At 32.5% G+C, this 26,561-nt stretch carries 25 protein-coding genes; 12 read left to right on the top strand and 13 right to left on the bottom strand.

Translation table 11 applies throughout. The features are described 5' to 3' along the window. Window positions 1-23 precede the first annotated feature (23 nt). From P0R33_RS07780 to P0R33_RS07760, 5 genes are all read left to right on the top strand, one after another. Complete coding sequence (locus P0R33_RS07780) at window positions 24-1,169, top strand: FecR domain-containing protein (protein ID WP_276174915.1); 1,146 nt, start codon at window positions 24-26, stop codon at window positions 1,167-1,169. A gap of 236 nt (window positions 1,170-1,405) precedes the next feature. After that, window positions 1,406-4,945 carry a SusC/RagA family TonB-linked outer membrane protein gene (locus P0R33_RS07775; protein WP_276174914.1) on the top strand — a complete coding sequence of 1,180 codons (3,540 nt, stop codon included), beginning with the start codon at window positions 1,406-1,408 and terminating at the stop codon, window positions 4,943-4,945. A 3-nt stretch (window positions 4,946-4,948) separates the two neighbouring features. After that, the gene (locus P0R33_RS07770) at window positions 4,949-6,373 is read left to right on the top strand and encodes a RagB/SusD family nutrient uptake outer membrane protein (RefSeq protein WP_276174913.1); all 1,425 of its coding nucleotides are present in this window, start codon (window positions 4,949-4,951) and stop codon (window positions 6,371-6,373) included. 5 nt (window positions 6,374-6,378) lie between these two features. Further along, window positions 6,379-8,817 carry a zinc-dependent metalloprotease gene (locus P0R33_RS07765; RefSeq protein WP_276174912.1) on the top strand — a complete coding sequence of 813 codons (2,439 nt, stop codon included), beginning with the start codon at window positions 6,379-6,381 and terminating at the stop codon, window positions 8,815-8,817. Beyond that, window positions 8,814-9,335, top strand: a complete 522-nt coding sequence (locus P0R33_RS07760; protein ID WP_276174911.1) for a DUF3347 domain-containing protein — start codon at window positions 8,814-8,816, stop codon at window positions 9,333-9,335. The genes P0R33_RS07765 and P0R33_RS07760 overlap by 4 nt, the downstream gene beginning before the upstream one ends. 191 nt (window positions 9,336-9,526) lie before the next feature. On the opposite strand, the gene P0R33_RS07755 is transcribed toward P0R33_RS07760, so the two are convergent. The 5 genes from P0R33_RS07755 to P0R33_RS07735 form a co-directional block, all read right to left on the bottom strand. Further along, window positions 9,527-10,465 (bottom strand): ring-cleaving dioxygenase, encoded by a 939-nt coding sequence (locus P0R33_RS07755; RefSeq protein WP_276174910.1) that lies wholly within the window; start codon window positions 10,463-10,465, stop codon window positions 9,527-9,529. A gap of 379 nt (window positions 10,466-10,844) precedes the next feature. After that, complete coding sequence (locus P0R33_RS07750) at window positions 10,845-11,195, bottom strand: hypothetical protein (RefSeq protein ID WP_276174909.1); 351 nt, start codon at window positions 11,193-11,195, stop codon at window positions 10,845-10,847. Continuing rightward, window positions 11,195-11,815 carry a dienelactone hydrolase family protein gene (locus P0R33_RS07745; protein ID WP_276174908.1) on the bottom strand — a complete coding sequence of 207 codons (621 nt, stop codon included), beginning with the start codon at window positions 11,813-11,815 and terminating at the stop codon, window positions 11,195-11,197. Before P0R33_RS07745 ends, P0R33_RS07750 begins: the two co-directional genes overlap by 1 nt. 125 nt (window positions 11,816-11,940) lie before the next feature. Then, window positions 11,941-12,231, bottom strand: coding sequence for a GNAT family N-acetyltransferase (locus P0R33_RS07740; RefSeq protein WP_276174907.1), 291 nt, complete (start codon window positions 12,229-12,231; stop codon window positions 11,941-11,943). A gap of 122 nt (window positions 12,232-12,353) precedes the next feature. Beyond that, a complete protein-coding gene (locus P0R33_RS07735) occupies window positions 12,354-13,169 on the bottom strand; it encodes an alpha/beta hydrolase (RefSeq protein WP_276174906.1) in 816 nt (271 codons plus the stop codon). Between the two features lie 502 nt (window positions 13,170-13,671). Here P0R33_RS07735 and P0R33_RS07730 point away from each other — a divergent pair. Genes P0R33_RS07730 through P0R33_RS07715 form a run of 4 tightly spaced genes read left to right on the top strand, consistent with a single transcriptional unit; the run spans window position 13,672 to window position 16,128 of the window. After that, on the top strand, window positions 13,672-14,478 hold the full coding sequence (locus P0R33_RS07730) for an SDR family oxidoreductase (protein WP_276174905.1): 807 nt from the start codon (window positions 13,672-13,674) through the stop codon (window positions 14,476-14,478). Window positions 14,479-14,523: 45 nt separating this feature from the next. After that, window positions 14,524-15,435 (top strand): helix-turn-helix domain-containing protein, encoded by a 912-nt coding sequence (locus P0R33_RS07725; RefSeq protein WP_276174904.1) that lies wholly within the window; start codon window positions 14,524-14,526, stop codon window positions 15,433-15,435. Between the two features lie 23 nt (window positions 15,436-15,458). Beyond that, window positions 15,459-15,797 carry a nuclear transport factor 2 family protein gene (locus P0R33_RS07720; protein ID WP_276174903.1) on the top strand — a complete coding sequence of 113 codons (339 nt, stop codon included), beginning with the start codon at window positions 15,459-15,461 and terminating at the stop codon, window positions 15,795-15,797. Window positions 15,798-15,810: 13 nt separating this feature from the next. Further along, entirely contained in the window at window positions 15,811-16,128 is a 318-nt protein-coding gene (locus tag P0R33_RS07715) for a MazG-like protein (RefSeq protein WP_276174902.1), read from the top strand. A 44-nt stretch (window positions 16,129-16,172) separates the two neighbouring features. Here P0R33_RS07715 and P0R33_RS07710 read toward each other — a convergent pair whose 3' ends face one another. After that, window positions 16,173-16,478: a hypothetical protein gene (locus tag P0R33_RS07710; RefSeq protein ID WP_276174901.1), complete on the bottom strand. Its 306-nt coding sequence runs from the start codon at window positions 16,476-16,478 to the stop codon at window positions 16,173-16,175. A 193-nt stretch (window positions 16,479-16,671) separates the two neighbouring features. Here P0R33_RS07710 and P0R33_RS07705 point away from each other — a divergent pair, with 193 nt between their 5' ends. Next, window positions 16,672-17,031, top strand: a complete 360-nt coding sequence (locus P0R33_RS07705) for a hypothetical protein (RefSeq protein ID WP_276174900.1) — start codon at window positions 16,672-16,674, stop codon at window positions 17,029-17,031. Window positions 17,032-17,108: 77 nt separating this feature from the next. Here P0R33_RS07705 and P0R33_RS07700 read toward each other — a convergent pair whose 3' ends face one another. The 6 genes from P0R33_RS07700 to P0R33_RS07675 form a co-directional block, all read right to left on the bottom strand. Continuing rightward, window positions 17,109-17,798 carry a CPBP family intramembrane glutamic endopeptidase gene (locus tag P0R33_RS07700; RefSeq protein WP_276174899.1) on the bottom strand — a complete coding sequence of 230 codons (690 nt, stop codon included), beginning with the start codon at window positions 17,796-17,798 and terminating at the stop codon, window positions 17,109-17,111. A gap of 74 nt (window positions 17,799-17,872) precedes the next feature. Further along, window positions 17,873-18,463, bottom strand: a complete 591-nt coding sequence (locus P0R33_RS07695) for a cyclic nucleotide-binding domain-containing protein (RefSeq protein WP_276174898.1) — start codon at window positions 18,461-18,463, stop codon at window positions 17,873-17,875. A gap of 322 nt (window positions 18,464-18,785) precedes the next feature. Then, entirely contained in the window at window positions 18,786-19,304 is a 519-nt protein-coding gene (locus tag P0R33_RS07690; protein ID WP_276174897.1) for a PPC domain-containing DNA-binding protein, read from the bottom strand. Between the two features lie 314 nt (window positions 19,305-19,618). After that, window positions 19,619-21,130, bottom strand: a complete 1,512-nt coding sequence (locus tag P0R33_RS07685) for a glycosyl hydrolase family 32 (RefSeq protein ID WP_276174896.1) — start codon at window positions 21,128-21,130, stop codon at window positions 19,619-19,621. Between the two features lie 217 nt (window positions 21,131-21,347). Further along, on the bottom strand, window positions 21,348-23,522 hold the full coding sequence (locus P0R33_RS07680) for an HAD-IIB family hydrolase (RefSeq protein WP_276174895.1): 2,175 nt from the start codon (window positions 23,520-23,522) through the stop codon (window positions 21,348-21,350). 171 nt (window positions 23,523-23,693) lie between these two features. Continuing rightward, window positions 23,694-24,590 carry a carbohydrate kinase gene (locus P0R33_RS07675; protein WP_276174894.1) on the bottom strand — a complete coding sequence of 299 codons (897 nt, stop codon included), beginning with the start codon at window positions 24,588-24,590 and terminating at the stop codon, window positions 23,694-23,696. Between the two features lie 187 nt (window positions 24,591-24,777). On the opposite strand from P0R33_RS07675, the gene P0R33_RS07670 reads away from it, so the two are divergent. Both P0R33_RS07670 and P0R33_RS07665 read left to right on the top strand, forming a co-directional pair. Beyond that, window positions 24,778-25,158: a hypothetical protein gene (locus P0R33_RS07670; RefSeq protein ID WP_276174893.1), complete on the top strand. Its 381-nt coding sequence runs from the start codon at window positions 24,778-24,780 to the stop codon at window positions 25,156-25,158. 147 nt (window positions 25,159-25,305) lie between these two features. Further along, window positions 25,306-26,031, top strand: a complete 726-nt coding sequence (locus tag P0R33_RS07665; protein WP_276174892.1) for a hypothetical protein — start codon at window positions 25,306-25,308, stop codon at window positions 26,029-26,031. A 68-nt stretch (window positions 26,032-26,099) separates the two neighbouring features. On the opposite strand, the gene P0R33_RS07660 is transcribed toward P0R33_RS07665, so the two are convergent. Continuing rightward, on the bottom strand, window positions 26,100-26,546 hold the full coding sequence (locus P0R33_RS07660) for a copper resistance protein CopD (RefSeq protein WP_276174891.1): 447 nt from the start codon (window positions 26,544-26,546) through the stop codon (window positions 26,100-26,102). Window positions 26,547-26,561: the final 15 nt, after the last annotated feature.

Genomic DNA, 26,561 nt, shown 5'->3' with positions numbered 1-26,561 from the left:
GGACAAAATTTCGTATTGTAATTATGAATGAATCAGAAATCTTAGCGCTACTACAAAAACATCAAGAAGGTATCTTATCAGATTCAGATAAGGATAAACTTGATGCATGGTATTTGCATAAATCTTTGAATAGTGATAAACAGCTTACAGCTTATGAATTGGAAGATAGTTACGAACATTTAAAATCTAAATTACCGCTAAAGCAAGAAGAAAAAGTTATTAGTATTTGGCCACGTATTGCAGTTGCAGCTTCAATTACGGTTTTACTTGGCTTGGGAATATTTTATTTTACAATATCAAAACAACAAGAACAAAATATTCAAGTTGTAGAGAAAACTGTAGACATTGCTCCTGGAGGAAATAAAGGAATTTTAACTCTTTCTAATGGAAAACAAATCATTCTTTCAGATATATCATCAAAAGATATTATTGCAAAAGAAGGGGAAGAAGATGAAGTTACAATTAAAATGGATGAAAATGGAGTTATAACTTACGTAATAAACCCAAATAGTGATATTTCCAAAGAAGATGTCAATTCATTTAATACGCTTTCAACTCCAACGGGTGGGCAATATAATATTGTTTTAGCAGATGGAACTAAAGTATTTTTAAATGCGGTTTCATCAATTAAATATCCAACTCAGTTTAATGGCCATCAAAGAATAGTTGAATTAGAAGGAGAAGCTTATTTTGAGGTTGCTAAAAATAAAAGCAAACCTTTTTTAGTAAAATCGGATAACCAAACTATAGAAGTTTTAGGGACACATTTTAATGTGCATGCTTATAATAACGAATCGCTTGTAAAAACAACCTTGTTAGAAGGGAGTGTAGCTGTTTCATACAAAAATCAAAAAACAATTTTAAAACCAGGTCAGCAATCTAATACATCAAATAATTTCAATAAAATAGTAGTAAAAGAGGTTGATACTGAAGAGGCTATTGCTTGGAAGAATGGTCGATTTAAATTTGATAATGCAGATTTAAAATCTGTTATGAAACAATTAGAGCGTTGGTACGGAATTAAAGTTGAATACCGAGGCGATATTTCTGATGTGAGATTTAACGGAGGTACGTTTAGAAATAAAAATTTATCTGAAGTATTAAAAGTACTTGAGCTTAGTAATATAAAATTTAAAGTTGAAGGAAAAACAGTTATTGTATATCCCTAAATTTAAGTTTATCCGATTATGTTGAGTTTATAAACTAAAAAAACCAGAGGCAGTTGCGATGCTTCTGGTTGTTATAAAAGTTTATAGCCAATATAAGTTGTCCACTATTGTTTAACTATAACCAATGTAAATGTATGAAATTAAATTTACAACCAAAAAAACCTTACAAAAAACTTAAAAAAAAGATCCCAAAAATTAATTTTTCGACGAATTTATTGTCGTTATGCTTAATGTTTATGTTATTGTGCAGTTTATCAGGACAAGCTCAAAGCATTTCTATTAATTTTAAGGATGCACCATTAGAAAAAGTTTTAAAAGAAATTTCTAAACAGGCGAATTACGAGGTTTTCTACACTCAAAAATTACTAAAAGATTCAAAACCTTTAACAATTAATTTAAAGAATTCTAGCCTGAATGAAGCTTTAAATCAGGTCTTTAAGAGTCAAAATTTAAAATACACACTTACTAATCAAACTATTGTTGTAACTGCTTCAAATTCAAAAGATGAAGAGCGGGGAAACGGATTAATCGATATACGCGGAAAAGTCGTAAATAATAGAAATGAACCTTTTCCTGGTGTATCGGTGAATATTTGGGGGACTAATCGCACCGCAGTAACTGATTTTGATGGTAGTTTTTCTTTTGAAAAAGCACCATCGAATGGTATTTTAGACTGCTCAGGATTAACTATTGAAAAAAAATCAATTGCTATTAACGGACGTACAGATTTAACACTTGTTGTTGAAGATAAGGTCGCTGCAATGAAAGAAGTAGTTGTTACTGGTTTTCAAACTATTGCAAGAAGCAACTTTACTGGTGCCATAACTAAAGTCGATGAAAAAACATTAAACGAAAACATAAACACCAATTTATCAAGTGCATTAGAAGGTCGTGTTGCAGGTTTGATGTTTCAAAAGAACCCAAGTGGTTCCGCTGCTGACAAACCTATATTACGTGGTATGGGAACTTTTTCTAATCAAGTCGGTTATAGTCCACTTTTAGTAATTGACGGTTTACCAACAGAATTGACTTTAGATGATATAAATCCATATGATATTGAAAGTGTAGATGTGTTGAAAGATGCCGCTGCAGCTTCAATTTACGGTTCGAGAGCAGCAAATGGAATTATCGTTTTAACTACTAAAAAAGGAAATGGTAAATTAAAAGTAAGTATCAATTCTGATTTCTTTATAGCAGATAAACCCAATTTAAGAGATATGAATTATGCTTCTACAAGCGATTTAATCGATCTTGAACAAGCAGTTTACAATAGAGAAAGAGCGAGATTTGCTAATACTGCTACAATGTTTAGCAGTTATGGAGATATTGGGAATAGTAGTATGAAATATTACAGTCCGCTTTATCAGCTTAATAGAGATTTGGAGGAAGGTGTTATTAATAATGCTGATTATAATTCTACAATTGCTCAATGGAGAAAGAACGATTATATTAAGGATTATCGTGATAATGTATGGCAGAATGAATTAAGACAACGATATAATATTGCATTTTCGGGAAGTACTAGCAGGCAAAATACTTACGTTTCGCTGAATTATGATGAATCGAAAAATCGTATTAAATACAATAACAGCCGTGCATTTAATCTTTATGCCAAAAGTAGTTTTCAATTTAATGATTGGTTAAATGCTACATTTGGTGTGAATGGAACTTACAGTAATGATGATGTTACAGATTCTAGTTATAGCAATTATGATATTCAAAAAAGATACGAGCGCATCACAGATGACAACGGAAATCTTGTAATATCTCCATTTGTTGGAATTAATGACGGTTTTACTTCTGGAAGTGTTATTAATCCGTACGTAGCTAGAAAATTAGCTGGTTTAAGCGGATTTAAATCTAGTCAATTTAATGTTTTAGACGCGCTTCAAGAAGGTATAGAACAACAGAATTCATTAAGCTTAAGAACTTTCGCCAACATAAAAGCTAAACTTTGGAGAGGTTTAAGTTTTAATACACAGTTTCAATACGAAGTAAGAAAAAACGATAATGAGCAATATTATGCTATTGACTCTTATAAAATGCGTATGGCAATTAATTCTTTAACAGGATATAATCCAGCTACAAACGCGTATACTTATGTGGATGGATTTTCAACTGGTGGCCGATACAAACAATTAAGCAGTCAAGCGAGTAATTATTCTTTTAGAAATCAATTAGACTTTAATCAAGATTTTGCCGATGGAAAGCATTCTATAAATGCATTAGCTGGTTTTGAAATGCGTGAAACTTTTGTTCCAAGAAGTATAGAACAGCTAAGATATGGTTACGATCCAGTTACGCTTAGTTCTGCCGTGTTAAATAATCTTGCGTTAAGCCAGACAGGAGTTGCTAGTTATATCTATGGAAATAACAGAACTCTAGCAGCTTTAGGAAGAACACAACAAGAAATTTTACACCGTTATTTTTCAGTTTTTAGCACTGCTAGTTATACTTATTTGTCTAAGTATAATGTAACAGGAAGTTATCGTGTTGATCGAGCAGATTTGTTTGGAGTTGATCCAAAATATAAAAATCGTCCGTTGTGGTCTGCAGGTTTAGGATGGAATATAAGCAATGAGGATTTCATGAAAGAAGTAAAATGGGTTAGTATGCTTAAATTAAGAGCAACTTATGGTATTAATGGAAACATAGATCAAACTACAACTCCATATATTACGGCTACAAGAAGAAACGATAATTTATATCAATCTTTACAGTATACGAATATTACCGCACAACCAAATCCGATGTTGAGATGGGAAAAAACTCAAAGTACAAATTTAGGTGTAGATTATAGTTTGTTCCGTGCGAAGTTAAATGGTACTATTGATGTTTATCGCAAATACAGCAGTGATTTATTAGCTACAACAGATTTAGATCCTACAGTTGGAGCATTGACAAGAAGAATTAATGCTGGAGCGTTATTAAATAAAGGAATTGAATTTAGTTTAGGTTCTGAATGGTATAACAATGGAAGTTTCCGTGTTGCTTCTAATTTAATCTTTGCTTTTAACGAAACGACCGTCAAAAAAGTTACAAGAGCTCAATCTACAGCAAACTCATATGTGGCTTCTCCTGGAGATTATTTTATAGAAAATCAAGCTTATAATAGTTTGTATGCTTACAAATATGGCGGAATGGTAAATGGATATCCGTATGTATTAGATGAAAATGGAAATCCATCAATCACTTTTGATGAAAATGGAAATCCAATTTCAACTACAATTAAATCTGTTACAAGCCCTGATGCTTTGGTGAATATGGGAACTTTATTGCCAACTTATACAGGTTCGCTTTCGCAACGATTTTCATACAAACAATTTGATTTAAATTTCTTATTTGTTTTTTCTGGAGGAAATGTAATGCGTAAAGAAACCTTAGATATGTCATCTGATTTGGTGAATCTTTCAGGAATTTCGGATCGTTATACTGATACAAATAAAAATGGCAATACACGTCTATATGTAGATTTTGACGAAAGCATTAGAAATTGTGCAACTACAATAAGTAGTCAATGGAGAAATTCGAGTGCAAATGTTGTAGATGGAGATTACATTAAACTTAGAAATATTTCATTAGGTTATAATCTGCCAAAAACTTTTGCAAACAAAATCAAGATGGCATCGGCTAAATTTACTTTTCAGGTAAACAATCTTTGGTATTGGAGTGCTGCCGGAAATCATATTGATCCAGAAGTTTATACTGCAAATAGTGGAACACGTAATTTACCATCGCCAAAAACATATTTATTTGGCTTTAATCTTACTCTTTAAAAAATGAAACATATATATATAACACTACTGTCGCTTATGATGTTAACCGTAACATCTTGCGAAGATTATACTGATGTTACGCCAAAAGGAGCTCTTGTTATAGAAACTCCAGAACAATTTCTTGAATTGGTATCATTGCCAAATAGAGGTTATCCAATTAATAACTTTCAGTATTTGTCTGATGATCAATGGATGAGAGAAGCCAACGTAATCGGAAGAACTCCAAATATTGATATCATTAATTTTACATTTGATGAAAGTGTAGATCGCGTCTCTTTGTTGACAGGTTCAAGTTTTTACAACCAAGCTTACACGTACATCAACCGATGGAATACCATTATTTCGTTAGTCGATAATAGTAAAGGAGATGAAAGCATTAAACAATTAGCGAAAGCAGAAGCTAAAATTTTTAGAGCTTATGATCATTTTTTATTGATTAATACTTATGCTAAAGGTTATGATCCACAAACTGCTGCTACCGATGGAGGTATTTGCATTATGGATAAATTTGATTTAGAAGCACAACCTGCAAAGTCTACTGTAGCACAGGTTTACGATTTTATTCAAAAAGATATCGAAGACGCATTACCATATATTAAAGAAAAACCAGCTGACGTTTATCATCCGTCTTTAGCATTTGCTTATGCTTTTAAAGCTAAAGTTCATTTGTTTAAACGTGAAATAGCTCAAGCGCAAGCTGCTGCAGAAAAATCATTAACTTATAATAATCAAATATTTGATTTAGTTGCTTATAACGCTCAAGGCGGACCAACAGCTGTTGCTGTTCCGGCAGCAAATAATGTTGAAGTTTTGAGTTATATGTACATGACAGGTTATAATGAAATGAACTTCGCGCAAAGCTACATCATCAGTCCAGAATTGAGAACTTTATTCGGCACCAACGATGCTCGTTTTAATTTGTTTTTCAATTCTACAAGTACAACCAATTTAGATATAGGCTCGGGAACTGCTTATTGGGCAACGCAATACACAAGATTTTTTTATCCGACAGTTGGTATGAAAACGCCTGAAGTATATTTAATTCTAGCAGAATGTTATGCAAGAGATAATAAACTTGCAGAAGCAGTTGACGTTTTAAATAAATTAAGAGCAAAACGTATTGTATCAGGTACTGTAAATTTAACTGTTCCAGCAACAAGAAAAGAAACAATGCAATTGGTTATAAACGAACGCAGAAAAGAATTGCTTTTAGGATTTAATCGATTTTTTGACTTAAAAAGATTGAATACTGAAACGGAATATGCTAAAACAGTTACGAGAGTATTTCCAATCGTAAATAAAACAGTTCCGCAAAAGACGTACACATTACAGCCAAATTCTAGATTGTATATTGTTCCGTTTCCTTTAAATGCATTAATGAAGAATCCAAAACTTACACTAAATACAGACGAAAAAGTTCCGTTTTAATTCCAATGAAAAAACTATTTATAATGCTAATCATGCTGGCTCTCGGAAGTCAGCATGGTTTTGCTCAAACTCCAGAAAAAAAAGCCGATAGTACAAGTACTCAGCCAAAAGGCATGCAGGCTTATCATAAAATAATTACAGATAAAGCGATCAACAAGTCAGGTCTTTTTACGATTAGTCAGGTTGATACTAAATATTACTTTCAAATTCCAGATAGTTTATTTAATCGATATATGTTGGTTGTAACTCGATATCTGTCTACTCCAGAAGGAATGGGAATTTTTGGTGGAGAAAAAGCAAACGAACAAACTATTTATTTTGAGAAAGGATCCAACAACACCGTTTATTTAAGATCATTGCAATACAAGCAAGATGTTCGTTCTGCCGATTCAATGCTGGCAAAAGCGTTGGCAGGAAGTAACGAAAATCCAATTGTAGCTGCATTTCCAATTAAAACCACCAATCCTGATACGGGGAGTGTTGTAGTTGATATAACCGATGCTTTCAAAAAAGAAAATGCAATGTTTTCTATCGGAAGCACAGAGAAAACAGAAAAAAAATTAAATTCTCTTGCAGACGATAAATCTTTTGTTGAAAGTATAGATACCTACCCAATTAATATTGAAGTTAAAACAACAAAGACTTACACAAGTTCTACAGCAAGTAGTGGAAGCGTTACATTAAGATTAAATACTTCTATTGTATTACTTCCGAAAACGCCAATGCGTAAACGTTTTTTTGATGAGAGAGTAGGTTATTTTGCGAATAAATATGTTCTGTTTGATGACGATGAGCAACGTGCGCAGAAAAAATTTATTATTCAGCGTTATCGCTTAGAACCTAAAGACAAAGACATTAAAAAATATCTAAGAGGCGAATTAGTTGAACCAAAAAAACAAATCGTTTATTATATTGATCCGGCAACACCAAAAAAATGGAGACCTTATTTAATTGCTGGTATTAACGACTGGCAGAAAGCTTTTGAAGCCGCTGGTTTTAAAAATGCGATTGTTGGTAAAGAATGGCCAGAAGATGATAAAACGATGAGTTTAGAAGATGCTAGATATTCTGTCGTTAGATATTTAGCTTCTGAAACTCCAAATGCTTACGGACCAAGAATAAGCGATCCGAGAAGTGGAGAAATTATGGAAAGCCACGTTGGCTGGTATCATAATGTGATGAAATTAGTTCAGAGATGGTACATGATTCAGGCTGGACCATTAGATCCAAAAGCAAGAAAAATGCATTTAGATGATGAACTAATGGGACAATTAATTCGTTTTGTTTCTTCGCATGAAATCGGACACACAATCGGTTTACGTCACAACATGGGAGCGAGCAGCGCTACTCCTGTAGAAAAACTTCGCGATAAAAAATGGGTAGAAGCGAATGGACATACGGTTTCTATTATGGATTATGCTCGTTTTAATTATGTAGCTCAGCCAGAAGACAATATTAGTTCAAAAGGAATTTATCCACGCATTGGAAGCTACGATAAATGGGCTGTTCAGTGGGGATACAAATATTATCCAAATGCTAAAGATGAGTTTGAAGAAGAAAAAACATTAGCAAAATTAACGACAGATAGTTTAACTGCAAATCCGAAGTTATGGTTTGGCGGTGAAGGAAAAGACGAAGATCCAAGAAGTCAGTCTGAAGATCTTGGTGATGATTCAGTAAAGGCAAGCGATTATGGAATTAAAAACCTAAAGCGAGTAGTTCCAAATCTGGTTCAATGGACTTATCAGCCAAACGATGCTTATGACAATTTATCGGATATGCATAAAGCTGTTGTATTACAATACAGTCGCTATTTGTATCATGTATTGAAAAATATTGGTAATAATTACGTAACCAAAAGAACAGTTGACGAAAAAGGCGTGGTTTATCAGCCAATTCCAAAAGCAAAAGTAAAAGCAGCAATTGATTATGTTGGCAGACAATTGTTTATCGCACCTTTATGGATGTATCCAACAGAAATTGAACAGCTTATTCCGTTAAAAACGGCAGACCAAATAGCAGACCAGCAGAATCAGGTTTTAAATATGCTTTTGAGCTCTGGAATGCTTTACAATATCAGCGTAAAATCACTGCAGTTTGAAGGTGCTTATACAGTTCCAGAATTTTTAAATGATTTACAGCAAACGGTTTGGGTAAAATTCAGCGGAGATGAAAAACAAGATTTTTACAGAAGAAGTTTGCAACGTAGTTATGTTGAAAAACTTGGAATGCTTTTATTGCCAAAAGAGTTAGAGCCTGGTAAAGCTGCAAATACAGCACAACGTAGTGATGTGAACTTGTACGGAAAACAGCATCTTTTAAAATTAAAAGCAGATGTGACAAAGCTTATGAATGGAACTACAGGATTAAGCAAAGATCATTACGAAAGTATTCTGATAGACATCGAAAAAATTATTACAAAATTAGATAAACCTACATCATGAAAAAATTATTAGTTCTAGCATTAATTTTCTTTTGCAGTTTGGCGCAAGCACAGCTAACATCAAAAGAAGAAGTAACTCCTGAATTAGTTCAAAAAAGAGAAGAACAAAAAAGAGAAATCACAAAAAATTATCTGGCTTTAAAAAACAGTCTAATTTCTTCTGATAGTCTTGCTGTTGTTAAAAATGCGGAAGCTTTAAAAATTTCCTTAAAAAACTTTAAGTTTAAAAAATTGACGCTGGATCAAATGAATGCGGCAACTACAACAAGAAAAGCAATTTCAGATTTAGCAACCGAAATAGCGGCAACCAAAAATATCAACAAACAACGCAAAATTTTCGAATCGTTATCGGTAAAATATTGGGATGTTGCTTCAAAATTTAAAGCAGCCGATGCGACGTTATATTTACAAGTTTGCCCAATGACAGGCGCAGTTTGGACAAGTGATAGCAAAGAAATTAAAAACCCTTATTATCCAAAAAATATGCTGACTTGCGGTGAAGTAAAAGCAAGTTTATAAAAAGTTAGAATTTGAATTAGTTTGATAAATACGGTATTCTGAGCAAGGAGCCGTATTTGTCATTTCTAATTGATATGGGTTAATTGACTATTCTTTAAGTTGATTATTAATCAAAAAAGCTGTCTTAATAAGGACAGCTTTTTTAAAATAATAGTTGTGTGTTTTGGAATAAATTCCGTTCAGTATTTAAATTAATTTATTTTAACCAAATGCTCTTCAATAGCTTTTCTGTGTGATTCGTATTGAGCTGGAAGCTTCAAGTTTTTACCTAATTCTTCTAAGCTTTCATCAACAGTAAATCCTGGATTATCAGTTGCAATTTCGAACAAAACTCCGCCTGGTTCTCTAAAATATAAAGAGTGGAAGTATTGCCTGTCAATTTGTGGCGTTATAGACAATCCGTAGTCTTCAATTTTTTCACGGAAGTGCATTAAAATCTCATCGTTTTTTACACGGAAAGCTTCGTGGTGAACAGTTCCGTTGGCATTTAAACCGCGTTTTTCATCACTTAATTCTACCAAATCTACAATTGCGGCATTTTCTACAGCATCTGTTGCATAACGATAGCGATTTACGTCTTGATCGATTAATTTATAACCAAATATTTCAGTTAAAATCGCAGCAGTTGGTTTGATATCGTTTAAAGTCAAAGTAATGTTATGAAAACCTTTTGTTGCTACATCAGCTTTTACTTCGTCAGTTTCCCAAGCCTTTCTGTTATCGTCTGTTTTAGATTCGATTAACTCTAATTTTAATCCGTCTGGATCTAAGAAAGTCAAGTATTTTTCACCGAATTTTTCAGCAGGTTTATTGTAAATCACATTATATTGCTCAAAACGTTTTTGCCAGAAATCCAAGCTTCCTTTTGGAACAGAATAGCCAATTTCAGTTGCCATTCCAGAACCTTTTCTTCCTTGCTGAATTCCTTCTCCCCAAGGGAAAAATGTCAAAATAGTTCCTGCGCTTCCAACTTCATCTCCAAAGTAAAAATGGTAAGTTCCAGGATCGTCAAAATTCACTGTTTTTTTGATGAATCTTAATCCTAATATGTTTGAGTAAAAGTTAAAGTTACGTTTAGCGTCGCCTGCAATTGCAGTAATATGGTGTAAGCCTAAAATTTTATTTTCCATGGTATTTTTTATATTAAATTGTTATTTGATTTTTCTTTTACAAATTTACGTCGGTTATGGTTCTGCGTCGATTAACCTAGATTAAGAAATAAAAAGCGGTTAATTTTTGGCGTGTAATTATATAACCAAAGAATATTCTGTTTAGGTTAATGTGTTGTATATTAATGGTTTTCAGGCAAAAGCCATTTTTCGATTATACGATATATCGTAATTTTATGAAACGATTATTTCATATTTAGAAAATCAATAATGATTTGATAAGGACAATTATTAAATTGAATTTTTTGAATATGAAAGAAGTATTGAAGAATTAAAAAGTATAGTTTTAATACATAGAATCTTTAACTATAGATGTTAAAAAAACTTCTATGTATTAAAATTATAATTTTATAAATATTGATTTTCGAAGTTTAGACTCAATATTTTTTGTTTTGTGTCCTTTTCCTGTAGTATCTTCTACCAAAAGAATTGAACCAGTATTAAATGTTCTTTTTGCTCCCAAAGAAGTTTCGATTTCGACTCCGCCTTCTAACAGAACAATATACTGACGATCGGGAGCATTATGAAAATCGTAATCATAAGACGGACTTACTTCTCTAAAAACGATAGATTTTACTGCTTCATCATCAGATAAAAAACCGATATCTCCATTGTTTTTTAACGGAACTTCAAAGTCTTCAAAATGACTTTCTCCGTTTTCATCGCTGTAAACTCGCGTTATCGTAATCATTATTTTTTATTGAAGACCAAAGCATTTGCACAATTAATTTCGTCTTGGCTAATTGTATGTCCCATATTTGGGTAGATTTTTTTAGTAACATCTGCGCCCAATTTTGTCATAAATACCTCAGTATCATTTACTCTTCCTACAGGAACATGAAAATCTGGATCGCTTGTTCCGATAAAAACTGGCGTGTTTTCGAAATTTCCTGAATAATGATTTTCATAAATTTTATCGCCAATTAATCCGCCAGTAAAAGCTACGATTCCGCCATATTTTGCAGCATTTCTAGTCGTAAATTCCAAAGCAAGACAAGCTCCTTGAGAAAATCCTAAGAAATAGATATTTTCTTTTTCGATTCCGTTTTGCTGAATCGCGATCACAACTTGATGAATGGCTTCAAGCGATTTTGAAAACGAAGGCTCATTTTCGTTTAAAGGCGCTAAAAACGAATACGGATACCAAGTTCTGTTTTCTGCCTGAGGCGCCACTAAAGCAAAATCTTCCACTTTAAGATGTTTCGCAATCGACAGAATATCATGCGCTCCGGCACCACGACCGTGAATCATAATTAATGCTTTTTTTGCTTCATTTAAAGGAACACCGTCTGTTATTATTTCTGTATTCATAATAGATTTTTTTTAATGTATAAAGTTTTTTTCTCTCAGATTTCACACAATCTTGTCATTTCGACGAAAAAGAAATCTCCACAAGAAGCTCGACAAAGATTGCAGAAATTCGGTATCAGAAAAAACTACTTTTTCCAAATATCTTCATATTCATCTGGATGCCTCTTAAATTGAGCATGCACATAAGGACAAAGCGGTAAAACTTTTAAATTATTAGCGCGTACATACGATACCATTTCTTCCAAAAGTTTTTTGGCATAGCCTTTTCCTTCGGCTTCTGGTTCAACTCCAGTGTGATAAACCGTAAGCAAATCAGGTTTAAGGCTTACAGTCATTTCTCCTAATTTTTTGCCATCAACATAAAGATTAAAAGCACCATGCTGTTTTTCGTCTAATTCTAATTTTATTGTTTCCATATATTTATTTTCGGTATTTGTAAAAATTTTGGGCTTAAGTAACTATTAAAGTTATGATTTTTTTTCTTTTGAGAAGAGATTAAACTGCCCGAAAAGAAACCTTTGCAGGCAGTTATAATTAATTATTTTATAAAATCTAAAATATCCTTATTAATTGTTTCAGCTTCTGTAGTTGGCATTCCGTGTGGAAATCCTGGATAAGAAATTAATTTACTGTTTTTAAGCAATTTTGCTGCTCTAGGTGCTTGTGCATAAGGTACAATTTGGTCGTCTTCTCCGTGTAAAACCAAAACCGGAATGTCTAAACTTTTCAAATCTTCCGTAAAATCTGATTCAGAGAAAGCTTTAATTCCTTCGTAATGAGATAAAACAGAACCCATCATTCCTTGGCGCCACCAATTGTGTTTGATACCTTCTTGAACAGTTTGTCCTTCGCGATTCCATCCGTAAAATGGAATAGGAAAATCATAAAAATATTGCGCTCTATTAAATCCAGTTCCTTGTCTAATTTCATCAAAAACAGATAATGGCACACCTTCAGGATTAGATTCATTTTGAATCATAATTGGTGTTACAGCACTAATAATAACTGCTTTTGCAACACGACCTTTTCCGTATTTTGCTGCGTAACGAATTACTTCTCCGCCACCAGTTGAGTGTCCTACGTGAATTGCATCTTTTAAATCTAATGCCTCAGTTAATTCAGCAATATCAGATGCGTAAGTTTCCATATTATTTCCTTCAGAAGCTTGACCAGAACGACCATGTCCGCGTCGATCGTGTGCAATAACTCTGTAACCTTGTTTTAGGAAAAACATCATTTGTGCGTCCCAATCATCGCTTGATAAAGGCCATCCGTGATGAAAAACAATTGGTTGTCCATTTCCCCAATCTTTGTAATAAATTTCTGTTCCGTCTTTTACTGTAAATGTGCTCATGATTTTTTAGTTTTTAGATTAATATTATTTTATTATTTTAATTAAAATTGATAATTAAGTTTAAGATTTAAACTTTTCTATTGTTTTAATTATTGTTTTGTTATTAGTATGATGCAAATGTATATTAGAATGAAATCTTGATCGATTAATCTAGATTAAGAAGTAAAAAATGTTCTTAATTTTTAACTTGATCAAATGCATTTGTCTTGCGTGTTTTCATTTTAGGTATTCAAATTTGTTTTTTTATCGTAAATAACAGCCAATTAATATGCCTTTATTTAAATGTCTTTGATTTTAGGTAATTGCCTGATTTTAAGCATTTTTAAATTTACGATATTTCGTTGTTTTAGGAAATATTCGTTGCAATTTATCTGAATAACAACAAATTATAATAAAACATTTTTTTGTGCTCCGTAATTTCGACTTATCTATTCTCCTTTTTGGCTACATGCTAAAGTTTAAATAAGGACAATTTTGCAGTGTACAATTAAATACTGCAATTATGAGAAAGACAATTTTTATTACAGGCGCTTCATCAGGTTTAGGAAAAGCAACAGCAAAATTATTTCAAGAAAAAGGCTGGAATGTTATTGCTACCATGCGCAAACCTGAAAACGAAACAGAATTAACGAGTTTAGAAAATGTAAAAGTTATTGCGCTAGACGTTACAAATTCATCTCAGATAAAGGAAAGCATAAATCAAGTTTTAGCAACAGAAAATGTAGATGTTGTTTTGAATAATGCAGGTTATGGATTAATAGGTCCTTTAGAATCTTTTAGCGAAGAGCAAATTGAGAATCAGCTTCAAACGAATCTTTTTGGTGTAATCAATGTTTCAAGGGCTTTCGTGCCTTATTTTAGAGAAAGACAAAGCGGAACATTCATTAATATTACCTCAACATTTGGTTTATTGGGTTATCCGACTTGTTCGATTTATAATGCTTCAAAATTTGCAGTTGACGGATTTTCAGAAGGTTTGGCTTATGAATTGGCGCAATTCGGAATCAAAGTAAAAGTCGTAGCTCCCGGCGGAATGCAGACTGATTTTGCCGGTAGATCTTTGCAAGGCGGTTTACATCAAGCATATCAAGGTTTAATTGCGAAAGTCAGCGAAGGTTACAGCGAAGAACAACTGGCAAATTATACTAAAGCAGAAAGCGTTGCTGAAATTATTTATGACGCAGCAACAGATGATAAAGCTCAATTGCGATATATAGCTGGAAAAGATGCTAATGAATTGTATAACGAACGTTTGGTTATAACGCCAGAAAATCAATTTCAAAAAATGCTTCCTCAATTTTTAATATAAATCAAAATACATTCTAAGCATTATAAATGATTAAATTTGTTAGCAATGAAAAAACAACCCGTTATATTCAATTCCTTATCTCAATTGCACAAAGCAATGGGACTTCCAGCGCCACTTCATCCGCTTATTAGTATTATAAACTATGGGGAAGCCGAATTTGATCCTGACGATTTGGAAGGCGGAATTATTCTGAACTTTTATAAAATCTCTTTTAAAACCAAATTTTCAGGAAAACTAAAATACGGCCAGGGATTTTATGATTTTGAAGAAGGCGGAATGTCTTTTGTTGCGCCGGGACAATTATTGCGCATGCAAGAAGAAGAAGCCAATTACGACGGAATGTCTTTACACATTCATCCTGATTTACTTCGTTCTTATGCTTTAGATTCACAGATAAAACAATATGGATTTTTTAGTTATTCTGCAGCAGAAGCACTTTATCTTTCTGAAAAAGAAAAGACGACAATCTTAAGCATTTATCTGTTTATTCAAGATGAATTGAAGGAACGAATTGATAAATTCAGTCAAGATGTTATTATTTCGCAAATAGAATTACTGCTCAATTATGCCAATCGTTTTTACGATCGTCAGTTTATTACGCGAAAAGCGGTAAATAATGATCTTCTTTCTAAATTGGAAAATCAATTAGAAACTTATTTTAGAGAAAATAAAGCTGCAATGAAAGGTTTGCCTTCAGTAAATATTATTGCAGAAAGTTTGAATGTGACACCTCGCTATCTGAGCGATTTACTTCGAAATTTAATTGGTTTAAATACACAGCAATTTATTCATGAAAAAGTAATTGAAAAAGCAAAAGAATATCTGGCGAAAGATGAAATGACAACAGCAGAAATTGCGTTTCATTTAGGTTTTGAACATCCGCAGTCTTTTAATAAGCTTTTTAAAAGCAAAACCAATCTGTCTCCTTCAGATTACAAAAAAAGCCTATTGAACTAGGTTTAATTTTTAAAGAAATTACAATGAACATACATAATTTTATTAATGATTGGCTTATTGCCAGCAATAACTTTGATGCCGAAAAGTATCTTGAGTTTTACGAATCCGATGCCATATTAGACGATCCTTCCGTTGGAAGACAATTTATTGGTCACAAAGGAATTAAAGATTATTTTGATAGCTATTTTATTGGTTATAATACCACTACAAAATTAATAAATTTGAATGTAAAAGATGAAGAAAACGTTCATCTTGAAGTCGAATTTACGGGAGATTTTTCAGAAGGAAAATTGGGAGGAACCTTTGATTTAACATTTAAAAATAAAAAAATAATCTTCGCGAAAGCAGATTTAATTCATTAAAAAAAAAGAAATTATGAGCACAACATTTGACGAGATTATTGAGCGTTCTTTAGAAATCAGAAAAAAATATCACGAACTAGAATTGCATCATCACGGCAGTAAATGGTCTGTAGAAGAAGATGCTTTGGCTTATCTAACCGATGCTGGTTTAATTGGCAGAAATGTAATGTCGCAACAAGAACGCTGGCCTAAACTGGATTCTGAATCTGAATTAAAACATAAATTGGGCGAAAATATTTGGTGGCTAATTGTAATTGCAGAAAGATCTGGAATTGACATTAAAGAAGCTATGAATAGTTTTTTAGAAAAAACAGAAAGACTTTTAGAATAAAAAAAATGCTGTCTATAAAGGCAGCATTTTTTTATTTTTATAAATTAATCAATCTTATAACCATCATCGCTAAACGTTTCTGGTTCGCGATCATTTTCATCGTAACGTTCCACTAGATCGTCATCCATGTCATTTTCGTCTAAATCTTCAATATCATCATCTAGATCGCTTTCCGGTGTATTTTGTTCAAAATCAAAATCATCGTCATTATTTTTATCCGTAGCATTCAAAAAATCATTTTCGGTTAATTGATTTTCTTCAAAAAGAAATCTTTCATCAAAAGGATCTTGATATTGTTCTGAATAATTTTGATTTTCATCTTCGTAATTGGTGTATCTATCAGTTGTCATAATTCATTTCTTTTAATTAATAAATCTTAAAACTTATTTCATTAAAATTAAAAATTAGGTTTCGGGTTATTTTATACGATTCTCATTTCCAGTTGCTAAATTTTCATTAAGAGCTAAAATTGAAGTTTCAAAATGTTTTACTACAAAGAAGCTGTTTGATATTTTTATCTTTGCCTTTTTATATTAAGAACAAATGACAATACAAGATTTAGTTGGGAATTATGCCATTTCAGGAAGCAATCAAGATGAAAGTAACGAGATCACTTACAAAGGCGTTTTGACTTTAACTTTAGATTCCAATAATAGAATAAAAGCAGAGTGGGTTATTAATAATTCGCAAGTGCAAAAAGGGACTGGTTTTTTTAAAGACAATATTCTAGTTATTAATTTTAGATATAAAGGAGACGATCATAAAACCTACAAAGGAGTTGCGGTTTACAGATGCATTAACAAAGATATTCTAGACGGATTTTGGTCTGAAAAACATGGTAATCCGCTTTATTTGGGAAGTGAATATTGTCTGAGAATGGAAACTACAGAAAGATTGAATTAATTTTCGTTAAAAAATAAAAACAGCGCAAACTCTTACTATTTGCGCCGTTTTTTTATAAAATATTTAAAACTTATTCCTTAAGCCGCATTTGCAGCGGTTTTATATTTTCTATTATAAATAATAATAAAACTAATCCATATTATGAGTAAAGAAAGAATCAGGGTAAGTTCTGTTTGATGCAAACCGTTGCGAAAGAAATTGTTTAATGAATGCACTCCAGCAACTGCTAATAATGATCCGGTAGAAGAATAAACTTTTCCGATTCCCCAAGTTCCAAAGAAAATTATTCCAAAGAAAATCATATTGCTTGGCGTGGTTTCGAAATTTAAATGCCACGCAAACCAAAGAATAGCAATAATCAATATAGAAGTAAATTTAGGAAGTGATTTTAGCTGTTCTTGTAAAAATCCGCGCCATCCGATTTCTTCTAAAAGTCCGTAAACTAAAACTGTAAACAGTAATAAAATCGGGAATTTACCCATTACAAAATAATAAACACCAGCAATTAAAACCGCTGGAAGAATCCAATATACTGCAAAAGGTACAATTGCATTTTTGTATATTCCTTTCAAAGACATTGGATTATGAAGCGAGAATATTTTTATGGCAGCCAAAGCTCCTAAAGCTGGGCCAACGCCGCGAAGAAGAATTTCTAAATAAGGATTTTCTATTGCAGATAATAAAGTAGTTTTTACAGCAACATATCTGCAAGTAATTGCAATTACGTAATAAACTATAATGGCTCCAAAGTTGATTTTATTTTTCATCGGTTATTTTGTTTGATTTAGTAAAGCAAACTTAGCAAGGCAAAATGAAAACAAAATTGACTTTGGGTAAGAAATCATTTTTCGATAACTCTTTTTCGAATTCGGCTTAAACTTTCTGCCGTTAATCCGAGGTAAGAAGCGATGATTTTTAATGGAGTTCTTTGAAAAATTTCAGGTCTAGATTCTATAAGTTTTATATAACGTTCTTGAGGCGAAAGCGTCAAAAGATTAATCTGTTCCTGCTGTTTGCGCACATAAAGCATTTCAGAAATGGCTTTTCCGATTCGCAAACCTGTTTCAGATCTTTGATATAATTCAGTTAGATCCTGATGAAAAATAGACCATAAAGTAATATCTTCCAAAGCTTCAGTTTTAATAACAGACGGCTGCTGATTTAGAAAAGACATATAATCGCTGATAAAACTATTTTCGTATAATAAATTGATGCAGATATCTCTTTTTCCGTCCCAAACAAATAATCCAGCCGATCCTTTTATAACGATGTTTAGGTATTTTTCAACACCATTATAATCTTTAATAATTTCAGATTTTTGAAATTCACGTACTTTAATTTTCTCTGAAAAACCTTTCCAGATATTCATATCGGCAGAAAAATAAGTTTCGAAAATTCTTTTTACATCTTCTGGAGAAGGACTTTGTGGCATTTTTTTGGCGTATCAGTTAAAAGACCAAATTAAGTTTTTTCTGTAAAAATAAAAATAACTGTGTTACCTCGTTACTTTATTTTTTTAAACACATAGAAACATAGATTTTTCTTTTTTGGAAAAGGTGATGGAAAGAAACTAGTTTCTCACACATAGCGATGTGCCTACTTTGGGATCAACTTTGTCAAAGTTCAAAACTTTTACAAAGTTAGACACTCACAAAACTATGTTTGTTAATGCAAGTGAAACGCCTATTTTTAAGTATACTATTCTATGTTTCTATGTGTTTAAATAATAACACCAATGAATTTAGTACAAAATCTTACTTCAAACAAGGCAATTGTAAAACATTAGCATTCAAAGGCTGTTCAATCTTTCTTTCGAACTTTTCGCTATTGACTGTAATATAAATTTCCATAGAGCCAGTTCCAACTTTCAGTCCAAGAATATGTCCGCCGTAAGCATCAAATTTATCATCGGTTGCAACGCCGTGCATGTGTATTGAAGGTTTGTCGCCACTCCAGGCAATAGATCCTGTAATGCTTCCCATTTCTACTTTATTGAAAGTTTTGGGGTGAAATTTCTTTTCTCCAAAATCATAAAAACCAAAAGTAGCATCTTGTGCAAAACCAATTCCAGTAAAGTTTGCAGACGGAATATTTTGTTCTTTGGCGAGATTTTCGATTAATTCTAAAACATTATCGCCTTCGCGAAGAACCATCAGATAACCATAATTGGTTTTAGTATAACGGCATTTTTCTTTATCATTTTGTTGCGCATTAGCTAAATTAAAAGTGAGCAAAAGCAATAAAATGAGGGTTTTATGGATTTGAAATTTCATAATTATTTGAATTGAAATTGTAATCAATCTGTTGAATTTATTGCAAGAAAAGATTTTAAACACATAGAAACATAGGTTTTTTAAATCGTTAACGAGCTTTGTCAAAGTTTTGAATCAAGAGTGTAAGGGTTTTAAATTTGCACAAAGTAAGCACAATCTTTGTCATTTCGACGAAGGAGAAATCTCCGCAAGTAACTCCGCAACGAAAGTCCAATCTTTGTCGAGCTTCTCGTGAAGATTTCTCCTTCGTCGAAATGACAAAAAGTGCGTAAATATACACTATGTGTTTAAATTTTATCGCTTTAAATAAAACATCAAACTACAGAATTAGGCTGTAATTCATTATTATATTTTTCAGGATCAGATGCTGCATATTCATTTTCTGGTTCTGGAATAACATGAATTTTTGAATCGCTGATTGAAATTACAGCCGAACAAACATAGATTCCGACTTTTCCTTCATTGTATTTAAAATCAAGTAAAGTCAGTTTTACTATCTCATTAATCGAAAGTTCGTAATAATTTCCGTAGCGGATAATCTTAAAAGAAATCTGTTTTTCTTCACCAATTTCAAATTGATTGGTTTGAATATTCTCAAAAATAAAATTGTTCTTAACATCTTTTTCATTAAATCCCCACGCTCTAAACTGAACAAAACCGTTCATAAAATCAATCGAAATATAATATCCAGTTCCTTCTTTATCGCATTCTATTACAAAACCAGTCTTTCCCATTCCTTCCACAGAAAGCGTTCCTTCCCAAACAAAATCGCTTGAAGGTTTTTCGAAACCATAAATTTCGTAACCGCTTCTGCAACCAAAACGCCATTTATTTTCATTTTCTAGAATAAATTCAGCAGTAGGATTTCCGAGAATAGGCAAGGGAAGTGGCAGATCTTTTTGAAGAATCGTTTTCTGATAGAGTTTTTCCCAATAATAATAACTTTTTAAAAGAAGTCTGCCGCTTTTATCTGTTTCCAGTTCTTTTGGCGGCGGAATAACGCGGTGTGTATTAACATTTCCGTCGGCAAAATAAAAATTATAAAGCAAAAAATGTTTTCCGTCTTTTACGACTCTTGCGGCATAATTTCCCTGTGGTAGCAAAACATTATTATGAAAAGCCGAATATTCGCCTTTAAATTCAGAAGAAGACCAATAACGAACTTTAATATCTTCTCGAATAGAACCCAATAAATAATGTGATCCTTTAATTTCAAAAACACACGGACACTCAACATCATCATACACGTACGGAATATGAAGCGGTTTTTGCAACACATAGCCTTCCTTTTCTCTTTTAGCAACTCCAATACAACCTCTTCTATAAGTTGGTCCAGAAGCACTTCTGGCGCAGATTAGCAGATAATCTTCATTTTTATATTGGTATTTAAACGGATCTCTAAAACTAATCCATTCTCTTGGATTATTGTTTTTTCCTTCATAATGAGGCGCTTCACTTTTAAATGGAAGTCCGTATAAGTTTTCTTTTTTCCAAGTAATTAAATCGGTAGAAATTGCTCTTCCTACTTTTTGTTCGATTCCTTTATCTTGACGTTTAAGTCCAGTGTAATACATTTCATAACCTTCGCCTTCCGATTTTTTGCTAATATGCATGGTCCATAACATATCATCGTCCCATTCTCCGGGATCGCCAACAAAGAGAGCATTTTTAACCCTTTTCCACGAGAGACCATCTTTTGAAACTGCATGCGCAATATAATCGTGATTTGGGATAATTAAATGAAATAAATGATGAATTCCTTTTTCATCTATAAATACATCAACATCTCCAATTTCCCAATTGCTAAATCCTGAACCTGAATACATTTTATTACTTATTTAATAGGTTATTTTTTTTTTTTTTAAACACATAGAGACATAGGTTTTTGTTTGCGTTAAAAGGCGTTTCACTTGCATTAACAAACATAGTTTTGTGAGTTTCAAACTTTGTCAAAGTTTAAATACAGCTATGTGTGAGAAACTAGTTTCTTTCAATTAACTTTTACAAGAAAGAAAAGCCTATGTTTCTATGTGTTTAAATTTTTTATTTAATGACTTTATAATGTTTTAAACCTTCTAAAATTCCTTCTGATGCTGAAGTTGCGGCAACATAAATACTTTTTGTGGTTTCGTAAGCTGCCAGTTCAGCGCTTCTGTTTCCAACAATAATTCCTTTTACAGGACCTCTAAACATATCTACATCATTTCCTGAATCTCCAGCAGCAATCACATTTGAAAGCGGAATCGACCATTTTCGGCATAAAAATTTAATCGCATTTCCTTTTGAAGCTCTTTTTGGAATAAAATCCAGAAACTGCCCGTGACTCGGAATAATATTCACTTTATACCAGCCCGTTCCTAAAACGCGAATTAATTCCTCATGATCGTAATGTTCTTTTTCATAATAATAAGAGATTTTATAAGGATTCTGAGCATCTTCTTCCTGCAATTTTATCCATTTAATGGCTTTTAAGCGATTAACAATATCCTCTCTTTTCCACCTTCCAGAAAGGAATTTTGCCCAGCCTTTATCTAAAATGTAGTCTTTTCCGTTGGTGTAATAAATTTCAGTTCCGACAGAGCAAATAATAAAATCGGGAAGAGGAAACTCTTCTTCGTCAATTACTTGTTTTACAAGTTCAAGATTTCGTCCAGACGCCATTGCAAAAGCCATTTTATCTGTTCGATTGGTTAAATGAGATTTTAATTCTTTTAAACCAGGATTAGAAAGTTTAGGTTCAATTAAAGTTCCGTCAATATCAGAAACTAACAAATGATCGATTTTTCTTTTTAATCGGTCAATGTTGATGTTTGGATAATGCTGTTTTTTAATGCCAGCAGAAGAAACCGATAAATTCTCATTTATTAAGTCAACATATTGATTGACGTGACTTACCCAACTGTAATGTTTTTGAATATTAATCGCACCATTATTCGAATAGTATTTCCATTGATTTTCATCGGTTAAAATATTGCGAAGCGCTTTTTTAATCTGGCTTTCTTCTTGCGGATCGACCAATTCTCCATTTTGGCAAACAGGAATAATTTCCGAAGGTCCGCCATTTTTAGTTACTACAACGGGAAGTCCAGAACTTGCAGATTCGATAACGGTCAAGCCGAAGTTTTCATGCAAAGCTAAATTCACAAAAACACCTCTTTTTTCTGCGGCATAACGATAAATAATCGAAACTTCATTTTCGACATCATGTTTTTTCGGAATTGCCATTTTTCCATACAAATCGTATTTATCCATAAGCAGAAGCAAATCGGTTAAAACGTTTTTTTCAGATTCTGGCATTTTGGCAATATCTTTTCGAATTCCGGCAAAAATGACAAGATTGGCAAGACTCTGAAGTTCTTTGTCTTTTCCGTAAACTTCGATTAAAGTGTTGAGGTTTTTATGGCGATCTGGTCTAGAAAGTGCCAGAATAATAGGTTTGTGCGGATTGGTAAGAAATTTAGAAATACTTTCTTGAACCCAATATTTTCGTTGTATTTCTTCCATGTTTTTCTCAGAATCATTTTCTTGAAAATAGTAAGGAACAAATTTTCGGGTATCAATTCCGGGAGAAATGGCGTGGTATTTTCCTAATTCGAAATTTTTATACGCTTTATAAGTTTCAATTTCTTGTTCGGTAGAAGTGACAATAAATTCTGCGAGTTCAAGTGTCCTTTCTTCGGCGGCAATTCGGGTTTCAAATTTGAATTTTTTTTCTATTTCTTCTTCGTTTTCACCGCCTTCGAGTAATTTTTTCTTTTTATAAAATCCCAATGAGTGTCCAGTATGAGCAAAAGGAATATTTAAAACGGCTGATAATTCGGCTGCCGCATAACCTGCGTCTGCATAATGAGAATGTATCCAATCGGGAAAAATATTATGTTGTTTAATGTGCTGCATCGCACCATTCACGAAAGTGTCCAAACCTTCCCAAAGCTGTTCTTTTGCTTTGTATTTTTTACCCAGAAAAGGAATTCGCCTAATGTCTAATTTATCATTGATAATTTCTACAGGAACAGCATATTCTGGAGAAAGAGCAGGATCGTCTATCAATCTGGTAAAAAGATGCACGTGTTCTACATCTTCATGCTGAGATAAAAATTCGGCTAATTCGTAAATGTATTTGGTCTGACCTCCATTGTCGGCATCTCGTCCAATTTCAAGACCAGAACCTTTTAGAAGTCCGTGTATATTGATAAGTGAAATTCGTAATTTTTTCATCATTCTTCATTAAATATTTTCAAAACGCAAGTTACAGCGCCTGTCTCGATCTCGAAGAAATAATTACGTTTTAAATTTACATAGTTCCCATGTTTGAAAGTTAAATTAGATGTTTTAACTATAAAAAAGCCTGATCGTTAAATCAGGCTTTTAATATATTATATTTAATCTTTAATTTTGATTGATAAGATTTTCAATAGAATTTTTCGAAATTTCAGGATTTGCTCCAGCCGATCCTGCTACCAAAGCTCCCGTTGCACAAGCAAAATTTAAAGCATCTTGCGGTTCTTTATCCGTTAAAAGGGATGTTACTAAAGCACCTAAAAAAGAATCTCCGGCGCCAACTGTGTCTTCAACTTTAACGGTGTAACCTTTATTTTCATAAAGATGTTTGTCCCAAAGTAGTACAGCACCATCTTTTCCTCTTGTCACACAAATTGCAGTTGCATTGGTTAGCGAACAGATGAAGTTTATATTTTCTTCTAAAGTTGTATAAGGAGAATCTAAAGCAGCACTAATTTCAGCCAATTCTTCATCATTAAATTTAATGAAATTGGCAAACTGCATTAATTCAAGTAAAAGTTCATAATCGTAATGCGGTTTTCTTAAATTAACATCAAAAACCTTGTAAGTATGTGTGTTCAATAATTCTTCTAAAGCCTGTCTAGAAACCTCATCTCGACAAACTAAGCTTCCGTAAATTAAGACATCAGAATTAATAACCAATTCTCTTGCTTCTTCATTCAGAACAATTTTATCCCAAGCAGATGGATAAAGAATTTCATAAGTAGCAGATTTACTTTCGTCCAAAGTTACGTTCACTAATCCAGTAGGAAAATCATCAGATTTAAGAATAGTGTCTGTTTCCAAACCTAATTTTTTGATTTCATTGATGATTGTTTCGCCATTGTCGTCGTTACCAACACAGCTTATCATATTGGTTTCCGCTCCCAGAGCTTTCATTCGAAGCGCCACGTTTAATGGAGCTCCGCCAATTCTTTTTTCGTCGCCAAAAACGTCATACAATACTTCGCCAAAAGCGACAGCTTTAAGTTGTTTGTTACTCATTTAGTTTTCTTTTAATTTAATATTTGGGGCTTATAAAATCTTTCTTGATTCGATAAAAATAAAAAACATTAGCGGTATGTGCAACCAAAAGGCAAGAAAGCAAAGTTTTATTAACTTTAAAATATCCGAAATTTCAGTATATATTTGCTTAGAAGTGCTTTTTTTAAAATGAAATATCTTAAAAAAAATGATAAAGTGGGTTAAAATTTTAGCAAGCTGTTTTGTTCTCTTTATTTTGATTTATGAAGCGAATTTTTATATCAATTTTAGAACGAATAGTTATTTAGCGGTTTATGGCGGACCTTTAAACCATTATAAAGAGGATTTTCTTTTATTATTGAATGATAAAAAAATTGGCGACATACTCAATGTAAATATCCCGACTCCGTTTTCTAAAGGTGTAGATCTTTCTCTAGGAAAAAATACAGTCAAAATTATTAGTACAGATTCTAAAATTATTTTTGAAAGGGATATTTATTTTTATGGATTTTTTTCTTTTAATATAATTGAAGTTACTTCTAATGAGATTTTTTTCAGAAGGTCTTTTTCTGTTCCAGTTTTAGAATAATTTAATTAAAGAAAGTTACAAAGTACTTATTTAAATTTCACTACAAATTTTTTCTAACTCATTACAAGATGTAATTTTCTGCTTTCATTTTGTAAATAAAATAAATTTCAATGTTCTAAATTTGGTCAAAATGCAAAAATTACGACCATGGAAATCAATTTAAATTTAGAATCATTTTGGGGCAATAAAAAGAAAGTTTCTTTTTGGGAAAGGCTATTTAGACGAAATAAATCTATTGATAAAGAGCTTACTACACCAGAAATAATTGGTAAAAATTGTCAAGGTTTAGTATTGAAAAATGAAAATGTAAAATCGTTTCTTTTTTCTACAGACATGGCTCTCATCGAAAATAATGATGCCGATGCAATTTTAGCAGTTTATCCTTTTCCACCTTCGGCAAAAATCATTAAAACACTTATTGATTTTGCAGGAAAACCAATTGTCTGCGGTGTTGGCGGCGGAAAAACAAAAGGTAAAAAATCGGTAGAAATGGCGATTTATGCCGAAGAAGTTGGGGCGGCAGGAATTATTGTCAATATTCCGTTTGAAAATAAAGACATCAAAAAAATAAGAGAGAAAGTTTCTTTACCAATTGTAGCAACCGTTACTTCTTCTGATTACGATTTTCTTAAAGGAAAAATTGATGCAGGGGTTACTATTTTTCACGTTTCTGGTGGAGCAAATACCAGTAAAATTGTAAAAGAAATTGCCGATAAATTTCCAGATTTTCCTGTAATGGCAACTGGCGGAAAAAGTTTAGACAGTATCGAACAATCTATAAATTCTGGTTCAAGAGCAATTGTGCTTTCGCCGCCTTCAAATAAGGATTTGTTTAAAACCGTGATGGATAAATATAGAAAGACTTTTGGTTGATTTTTGATTTATATTTTGTTTCAAAAGCATTTGCTAAAGCTCGCGTTAGCTTATAAATTTTGTCAAAATCAAATCCCGCCATAACGAAGCGTTGATCCTAAAACCAACATTGTAACGCCAATAGAAGTAACCGAAATAATAATCACAGCAATTTTTTTTATATTATTTTCATTTAAATTCGGAATCACATAAAACTGTGCGCAAATTGCACAGAAGAAAGTACAGAAAAGCAAAATCAATTTTATTGAAATCACTTTTTCAAATCCGCTTTTAAAGGCAAACCAGGTTTCGATGGTAATGCCAAAATCGTATGCCATCCAGATTCCTGTAATGATTAATAAGGCTAGAGAAGACATGCCGAGAACTTCGAATTTCTTTTCAAAACTTAAAATAATATGCGGATCTTTTTTTCTTAACGCTGTTGGCAAATAACAAATGGCCAACAATAAATGTCCGCCAACCCAAATCGTCGCAGCCAAAAGATGAATTATTAATACAAAATGATGTAAAGTCATAATGAATTCATTTTA

This window comes from Flavobacterium sp. YJ01 (assembly GCF_029320955.1).
In the GTDB taxonomy this organism is placed as follows: Bacteria; Bacteroidota; Bacteroidia; order Flavobacteriales; family Flavobacteriaceae; genus Flavobacterium.
The sequence above is the reverse complement of the archived record's forward strand: the minus strand, read 5'-3'. Positions and strand labels throughout refer to the sequence as shown.

Coding starts and splice junctions, on each gene's coding strand:
- P0R33_RS07780 (WP_276174915.1), top strand. CDS start 24: ATGAATGAATCAGAAATCTTAGCGCTACTACAAAAACATCAAGAAGGT.
- P0R33_RS07775 (WP_276174914.1), top strand. CDS start 1,406: ATGTTATTGTGCAGTTTATCAGGACAAGCTCAAAGCATTTCTATTAAT.
- P0R33_RS07770 (WP_276174913.1), top strand. CDS start 4,949: ATGAAACATATATATATAACACTACTGTCGCTTATGATGTTAACCGTA.
- P0R33_RS07765 (WP_276174912.1), top strand. CDS start 6,379: ATGAAAAAACTATTTATAATGCTAATCATGCTGGCTCTCGGAAGTCAG.
- P0R33_RS07760 (WP_276174911.1), top strand. CDS start 8,814: ATGAAAAAATTATTAGTTCTAGCATTAATTTTCTTTTGCAGTTTGGCG.
- P0R33_RS07755 (WP_276174910.1), bottom strand. CDS start 10,465: ATGGAAAATAAAATTTTAGGCTTACACCATATTACTGCAATTGCAGGC.
- P0R33_RS07750 (WP_276174909.1), bottom strand. CDS start 11,195: ATGATTACGATAACGCGAGTTTACAGCGATGAAAACGGAGAAAGTCAT.
- P0R33_RS07745 (WP_276174908.1), bottom strand. CDS start 11,815: ATGAATACAGAAATAATAACAGACGGTGTTCCTTTAAATGAAGCAAAA.
- P0R33_RS07740 (WP_276174907.1), bottom strand. CDS start 12,231: ATGGAAACAATAAAATTAGAATTAGACGAAAAACAGCATGGTGCTTTT.
- P0R33_RS07735 (WP_276174906.1), bottom strand. CDS start 13,169: ATGAGCACATTTACAGTAAAAGACGGAACAGAAATTTATTACAAAGAT.
- P0R33_RS07730 (WP_276174905.1), top strand. CDS start 13,672: ATGAGAAAGACAATTTTTATTACAGGCGCTTCATCAGGTTTAGGAAAA.
- P0R33_RS07725 (WP_276174904.1), top strand. CDS start 14,524: ATGAAAAAACAACCCGTTATATTCAATTCCTTATCTCAATTGCACAAA.
- P0R33_RS07720 (WP_276174903.1), top strand. CDS start 15,459: ATGAACATACATAATTTTATTAATGATTGGCTTATTGCCAGCAATAAC.
- P0R33_RS07715 (WP_276174902.1), top strand. CDS start 15,811: ATGAGCACAACATTTGACGAGATTATTGAGCGTTCTTTAGAAATCAGA.
- P0R33_RS07710 (WP_276174901.1), bottom strand. CDS start 16,478: ATGACAACTGATAGATACACCAATTACGAAGATGAAAATCAAAATTAT.
- P0R33_RS07705 (WP_276174900.1), top strand. CDS start 16,672: ATGACAATACAAGATTTAGTTGGGAATTATGCCATTTCAGGAAGCAAT.
- P0R33_RS07700 (WP_276174899.1), bottom strand. CDS start 17,798: ATGAAAAATAAAATCAACTTTGGAGCCATTATAGTTTATTACGTAATT.
- P0R33_RS07695 (WP_276174898.1), bottom strand. CDS start 18,463: ATGCCACAAAGTCCTTCTCCAGAAGATGTAAAAAGAATTTTCGAAACT.
- P0R33_RS07690 (WP_276174897.1), bottom strand. CDS start 19,304: ATGAAATTTCAAATCCATAAAACCCTCATTTTATTGCTTTTGCTCACT.
- P0R33_RS07685 (WP_276174896.1), bottom strand. CDS start 21,130: ATGTATTCAGGTTCAGGATTTAGCAATTGGGAAATTGGAGATGTTGAT.
- P0R33_RS07680 (WP_276174895.1), bottom strand. CDS start 23,522: ATGAAAAAATTACGAATTTCACTTATCAATATACACGGACTTCTAAAA.
- P0R33_RS07675 (WP_276174894.1), bottom strand. CDS start 24,590: ATGAGTAACAAACAACTTAAAGCTGTCGCTTTTGGCGAAGTATTGTAT.
- P0R33_RS07670 (WP_276174893.1), top strand. CDS start 24,778: ATGATAAAGTGGGTTAAAATTTTAGCAAGCTGTTTTGTTCTCTTTATT.
- P0R33_RS07665 (WP_276174892.1), top strand. CDS start 25,306: ATGGAAATCAATTTAAATTTAGAATCATTTTGGGGCAATAAAAAGAAA.
- P0R33_RS07660 (WP_276174891.1), bottom strand. CDS start 26,546: ATGACTTTACATCATTTTGTATTAATAATTCATCTTTTGGCTGCGACG.